The sequence below is a fragment of the Vicinamibacterales bacterium genome (assembly GCA_036504215.1).
GTDB lineage: Bacteria > Acidobacteriota > Vicinamibacteria > Vicinamibacterales > Fen-181 > FEN-299.
This window is the reverse complement of sequence record DASXVO010000023.1, coordinates 1-6,879: the sequence shown is the minus strand read 5'-3', so window position 1 is coordinate 6,879 and position 6,879 is coordinate 1. Positions and strand designations below refer to the sequence as shown.

Here is a 6,879-nt window from a genome sequence, read left to right as displayed (position 1 = left end):
CGCGGCCAGCACGCGCGGTCTCCCGAGGTCCTCCAGCATGGCGGCAATCCGCGCCGCCGGCTGGTCGGCGCCGAGCGGCGCATAGGCGGCCCCGGCCATCAGGATGCCGTAGATGGCGACGAGCAGGTCGGGCGAGCGCGGGCCGCAGACCGCCACCGTGTCGCCCGGCCGCACGCCGGCGGCGACCAACTGGCGAGCCACCGCGCCGGCGCGGGCGGCGAAGCCGCGGTAGTCGAGCGGCGCCTCGCCGTTCCACAAGATCGCGGGCGCGGCCGGGGCCGCGGCGACGCGGTCGAGGAACGGCCGAACGATGGTGCGCTCGGTGTCGAGCGCTCGCGTCGTCGCGTTGAACCGCTCGATAACCAGCACGCGCTCGGCCTCGGGCAGCACCTGCAGGCGGCTGACCGGCGCGTCGGGATCGGCGAATACCACACCAGCCAGCAAGGTGCGCAGGTGGCAGACCATCCGATCCATGCGGTCGCGGTCGAACAGATCGGCGTTGTATTCGACCGCCATCACCATCTGGTCGGGCAGGTCGCGGACGAAGATCCCAAGATCGCTCTTGCCGTCCTTTCGTGCGAGTCCGAAGGGCGTGAACGCGCCGCCGGCGGTCCGCTGTCCCCCTCCCTCGGCGAAATTCATGTACGACAAAATCACTTCTGATAGCGTTGGCCGGTCCGGCGAGGACGGCGGTGCCAGGTCGGCGAGTAGCCGCCCCAACCCGTAGGACCGATGGCCCAGCGCGTCCGTGTGGGCGACGTGGGTGCGCAGCATGAAATCGGCGACGCTGTCGCTCGACTTCACCGCCAGCCGCAGCGGCAGCAGCGAGACGAGCATGCCGGTCATTCCGGCCATCCCCACGTTGTCGCGGGAATTGACTGCCACCGCGATCACGAGTTCCTCGGTGCGGGCGTAGCGGGCGATCAGCAGTGCCCAAACCGCCGTGACCACGGCAAATGGCGTCGTCCGCCGCTCCGCTGCAAACGCGCGCAGCCGGGTGACGACGTCGCCGGCGACGTCGAATTCCACGCACTCTGCCCGCCGCGTGAGGCGCGGCGGACGCGGGTGGTCGGCGGGCAGGTCCAGCACGGGCAGCGGCCCCGAGAAGCGCCCAATCCAATAGGCGCGCGCTTCGTCCGCGGCGGCAGCGCCCGCGCCCTCACGGCTCCACCACGCATAGTCCTTGAACTGTGCGGCTGGTGCCGGGCCGGCGGTGCCCGAGTAGATCGCGGCCAGGTCGGAGAGAAGGACTTCCAGGCTGAACGCGTCGGCGAGCGAGTGGTGAACGTCCAGCAGAAGGGCGCGCGGCCGTCCGGCGACGCGTGCCAGGACGAACCGCACTGGCGGCGCTCCGGCCCACAGATCGAAGGGACGGACGGAGCCGTTCAGCGCATCCGCCATGTCGGCGTCGGTCGCGCAATCGAGGTCCTCGTACGCGGCCGGGGCGGGCGGGAGGACCTCCATCGTCGGCTCGCCGCTTTCGGTTGCGGCCGGGACCAGGCGGGTGCGCAGAATTTCGTGGCGCTCGACCAGCGCATCGACGGCGGCGCGCAACCGGGCGATCTCGACGTTCTCGGGCAGGTACAGGCCGGAGGGCAGGTTATAGGCCGTACCCATATCTGCAGCGGCCTCCGCTTGCAAGACGGCCAACTGCTCCCACGCCACAGGGTACCGGTCGCGCGCGGGAGCGGGTTGCAGGCTCTGGCTCTGCGAATGCTGTTCGGCCGCCCGTCTGCGCAGTCGATCGGCCAGCGCCGCCACGTTCGCCGTCTCGAACAGATCGACGAGCGTCATCTGCACGCCGAGATCGCGCACGGTCTGTTCGACGATCTGCATGCCGGTGATGGAATCGCCGCCGAGCGCGTAGAAATCGTCGTCTTTCGCAACCGACTCGTAGCCCAGCACGTCCGCCCAGACGGAGCTCAGTCCCGCCTCGAGCGCGCGGTTGCCTCCCGCACCGCGAGCCGCGGGCTTGGCCGTGTGTGGCGCCACACTGGCATTGACTGCGGCAACCGACGCCGAGACAGCGGTCGGCGTATCCGACACCAGCGCGCTGACTTCGGGCACCAGCAGGGTAACCTGCGCGGCGCCGGTCGCCAGCGCGCGTCGCAGCAGCGGCCCGACGTCGGCGCGGGTGGCGTCCAATCTGATGTCGTGCACCTTCAACACGTTCCGCGCCGCCATGCCCATCTCGCGGATGCCGCACCAGTCGATGGTGAGGGCGGGCTTGCCGGCCCGGCGCCGCTTTGCGGCGAAGGCGTCGAGAAAGGCGTTGGCGCCGGTGTAGGCGGCGAACCCTTGCGCCCCGGTCAGCGCGGTCAGTGACCCGGCCATGATGAACGCCTCGACCGGGTCGCTGGCGGTCAATTCGTCGAGAAGGAGGGCACCGTTGACCTTCGCGCGCAACAACTCCGCGTAGATCGACACGCTTTGCTCGCCCTTCGAGAGGAACGATCCGTCGGAGACTCCGGCGTTATGGACCACCGCGGTGATCGGACCGATCTCGCGTCGGGCGCGGTCGAGCGCCCCAACGAGCGACGCACGATCGGCGACGTCGCAGGCGTACGTCTCCAATCGCAGGCCCGCGGCACGGAGTTCTTTCAGGGTCTGGCTGCGCAGCGCCGGGTCGGGGCCATCGCCAGCGGGAATGCCGGTACGCGACAGCAACGCGAGACCGACGCGTCCTTCGGCGGCCAGTGTCGCGGCCAGCATCAGCGAAAGCCCGCCGGTGCCGCCCGACACGACACAGCATCCGTTGCGCGGCCACGCGGCGTCTTCAGCCTTCGCGTCGGTTGGCTCGAACCGTCGAACGAGCCGCCTTCCTCCACGCCACGCCACGACGTTGACGTTGCGCTCGAGCACCGCCAGTTCAGCCAGCAGTGCCGCGACCTCCGTTGCGCTGTCGCAGTCGATGTATCGGGCCGTGAGCGTGGCCTCTTCCAGAGTGGCGGCGGCCACGATGCCATACGTCAGGGCCTGGAACGGATCCAGCGGCCCGTCGTCGCCAACCGCGAATGCGCCTTCACCAACCGCGAGCAGGCGGCTCGGACCGCGCCGCGCAGCCAGCACGGCACGCATCGCCGTTACCGCCCGCGTTCCGGTGTCAGAGCCTCCAGCCGGTACGAAGACGACAGCCGGCGCGTCGGCTGCACCAATACGAGCAGTGGTCGCGTCGTCCAGGGCCGCGCAACCGCTCCGTCCGGCCAGGCGGCCGGCCGCCGCCAGGAAGGCGGCGAGCCGATCGGCCAGGTTCCCCTCGCCGATGAGCACCACCGGCTCGCCAGTGTCACGTACCTCCAAAGGACATTCGACCCAGCGCGGCACTGACGGCACGATCACGGCCGGTGTGCGGGCTCCACCCATCCGCGTGAAGCGCAGTCCGAGCACGGCAACGGCCACGCGCCCCGTGTCCGGGTCGGCCAGGCGGACGTCAGCCTCGGCACCATCGGCAGTTGCCCGACGGACGATGTGCGCGACCGGGCGCGCGGGCAGTGCGGCGCTGACGACGATCTCGCCGCAGGCGGTCGGCACCAGCCCGGGCTCGTCCAGCGCCTGTCCGATGGCGACATCGAGCATGCCGGGATGCAGGCGCGGCGCGGCCTCGCCGTTCGGACGGTGCAGCCATGCCACCGACTCGTGCTCACCTCGAGCGACACGGTCCAGGCAGTTCCAGCGCTCGCTGACCTCGACCACGCCGAATCTCCGCTGGAAGGAGGGCGCGTCCGTGGCAGGCGCGCAGCGCCTGAGCACCGCGTCGAGGTCGAGCGTGTCAGGCGCCGCCGCATCTGCCGTCTCGACGGTGGCCTTGATGAAGGTCTGCCGACGTCCGTCCTTGATCCGGCCCGACAGCGTCGCCGCTCCACCAGGTTCGATGCTCAACGTCACCGTGTCGGCCTCGACGTCATCCGGGCGAAGCGGGCGAATCCAGCGTAGATCGTGAATGCGCCACGAACCGGCGGGCATCGCTTCGTCCACGAGCGCCGGGAAGGCCATGCCGACCAGCGTCTTGATGCCGTTCAGGAGATGGTCGGCGACCGGCCAGAAGGAAGCGGAATGAACGTCGAGTGGAAACACGCGGCCCTGCGCCGCGATGGTCACCGGGCCCAGCAGACCGGCAGGGTGCGCACTCACCACCTGGGCGAACACCCAGTCTGGGGCGTAGCGCCGTCGGGCCAGCGGTGCCGCGGGAAGATGAACGCGGCCGGCCGGAACATCGGTCGGCCACACAAGCCGGGCGCCGTCGACGAACGCGGTCGAGGCGGCCAGGGCCGCAGTCTCGTTACGGTGCACCGCCGATACCGACTCTCCACTGCGAGCGCGGGCGGCGGTGCCGGTCACCACCATTCCGTCCACGGCTTCAGGTGCCGCCGCGAACACGGCAAGCCGCGCCATCAGGTCTGCGCGATCGCGCGCCCACACCGCCAGCCTCGCGTCCAGCGCGTCGCGACCGGCGACCAAGGTACGGGCGATGTCGGCGAGCGGCCACTCTGGGTGTGCGCGCAGCGCCGCGACGATGGCGCCGGCGTAGCCGCGCAGGCTCGCAGCGTCCGGAGCCGAAAGGCCGACGGCGATCCAGTGGGTGCCGAGGTCCGGATCTCTGGCGATGTGCGGCGCGGCCTCAACTACGACATGGGCGTTGATGCCGCTCAGTCCGAAGGCGCTGACGCCAGCCCGGCGAGGGCACCCGCGATCGCTGAGCGACGTCAGTTCGCGTGCGACCACAACCGGCGCCTTGGCGAAATCGATGCGCGGATTCGGAGAGGCGAAGAATGGCTGCGGCGGGGCGCTGTCGTGGGCCAGGCACATCAGTGCGCGGACGAGTCCCAGGGCGCCCGCCGCGCCATCGAGATGGCCGTAGTTGCCCTTGCCGGCACCGATCGCGGCAAAGCCGGTGGCATCGGTCTCGCGCGCAATCGCCGTGGTCAGCCCGGAGATCTCGACGGGATCGCCAAGCGCCGTGCCCGTGCCGTGCGCTTCGATGTAGGACAGGCTGGACAAGGAGATCCCGGCGTCCGCCGCGGCCGCGGTGATCACCTCGGCCTGCGCTGCAGGGTTGGGGGCTGCCATGCCGCTCGAGGCGCCGTCCTGATTGATGGCGCTGCCCAGTATGACGCCGTGGATGGCGTCGCTGTCGGCCAGCGCGTGGGCCAGCGGCCGCAACAGGAAGACCACGCAGCCCTCGCCCACGCCGGTGCCGTCCGCGCTCGCGTCGAAGGCGTGGGTTCGGCCTGTGGAACTGTCGATCGACAACCCGTGGCCCTCGGAGTGCGGCACGCCAATGGCCTTGGCACCTCCAACCAGCGCCCAGTCGCATTCGCCGTCGCGCAGCGCGCGGCAGGCGGTGTGCGCGGCGACAAGCGTCGACGAGCAGGCCGTGTCGAACAGGGCCGCGGGTCCGCGCCAATCGTGCAGGAAGGACAGGCGCGTCGCCACGTTGGAGGGGACGTTGAGGACGAAGATCTGCTCCTTTCGTCGAGCTTCGGCAGTACGCATCAGTGCAGTTCGCCACTCCGAGCCCGGCGCCCCGCCGACGAACACGCCCACGCGTGCGCCGTCCAGCGCCGTACCGCCGCGCCCCGCGTCTTCGAGCGCGCGCAGGGCGGTGTCCAGGAACAGCCGCTGTTCGGGTTCGATCAGCGCCGCGTCGGCCGGCGACAGCCGCAGGCGCTTCGGATCGAACTCCATGATGTCGTCAAGGTATGCACCCTCGGCGAAGCCGTCACGTGTCAGGCCGAGCGCCGCCACCAGCGCCCGAACGTCGGCATCCCGCTGAGCCGGGAGGCGGCGGACGAGATCGGCCCCGGCCGACACGTCGCGCCAGAACCCGGAGAGATCGTCGCTGCCGGGAAGGCGGACTGCCATTCCCACGACGGCGATGGCATGTGCTCGGCTGTCGGGAGCAGGATGGCGATCGCGTCGCCCTCGATCCGGAGAGCTGCTGCCGTCTTCTCCATCCTCGGTCCGCGCTTCCGTTCGCGACGGGACCGGTGCGGGGGGTGCCACCCGCCTGGCCTGATCGGCGATGGTCGCGCAGGCGAACAAATCGGTGACGGTCCATACGTCCGGCCAGCGGGCGTTCAGCCGCTCGTGCAGGCGAATCACCAGCAACGAATTGCCGCCGACCTCGAAGAAGCCGTCGCGCGACCCGGGCTCGGCATCCGGGAGCAGCGTCTTCCAGATGGCGCGGATCTCCGCCTCGGCGTCCGAGAGGTTCTCGACCGCCGCCGGCTCGGTGGCGTCGAGTGGCGCGCCCGTCAACGCCTTCCGATCGATCTTGCCACTCGAGGTCAGCGGCAGCGCGTCCAGACGGAAGAACCGGGCCGGGATCATTGCGTCCGTCACGCGGTCACGGAGATGGTCTCGCAGGGAAGCGGCCGTGAGCTCGCCGCGCGCCAGGACATAGCCATGTAGCTCGGTCAGGCCCTGGCCAGTCGATGGGACCACGACCGCCCGCTCCACCGCGGGGTGCGTCTCCAGCACGTGCTCGATCTCGCCGGGTTCGATGCGCTGTCCGCGCACCTTCACCTGATCGTCGATCCGGCCGAGATACTCGATCGTTCCGTCTCTTCGCCAGCGGCCGAGGTCGCCGGAGCGATAGAGCCGCCCGCCTTCCTTGAACGGATTGGGGATGAAGCGGTCGCGCGTGAGGGCGGGGCGGTTGACATAGCCGCGCGCGAGTTGCGGCCCGCCGAGATGGATCTCGCCGGTCACGCCGATGGGCGTCGGGCTGCCGTGGCTGTCCAGGATGTAGACCGTCGTGTTGGCGATGGGGCGGCCGATGGGGACGATGGCGCCGCCCGTCCACGGGGAGCAGGGCTGCCAGGTCACGTCCACCGTCGCTTCGGTCGGGCCGTAGAGGTTGTGCAGCGCGACGCCAAA

Annotated in this window: 1 protein-coding gene; it reads right to left on the bottom strand. The window is 70.4% G+C overall.

Annotated features, from left to right (window positions below):
• Nucleotides 1-6,879, bottom strand: a 6,879-nt coding sequence (locus VGK32_05980; protein ID HEY3381298.1) for an SDR family NAD(P)-dependent oxidoreductase, incomplete at both ends; no start/stop codon positions are given.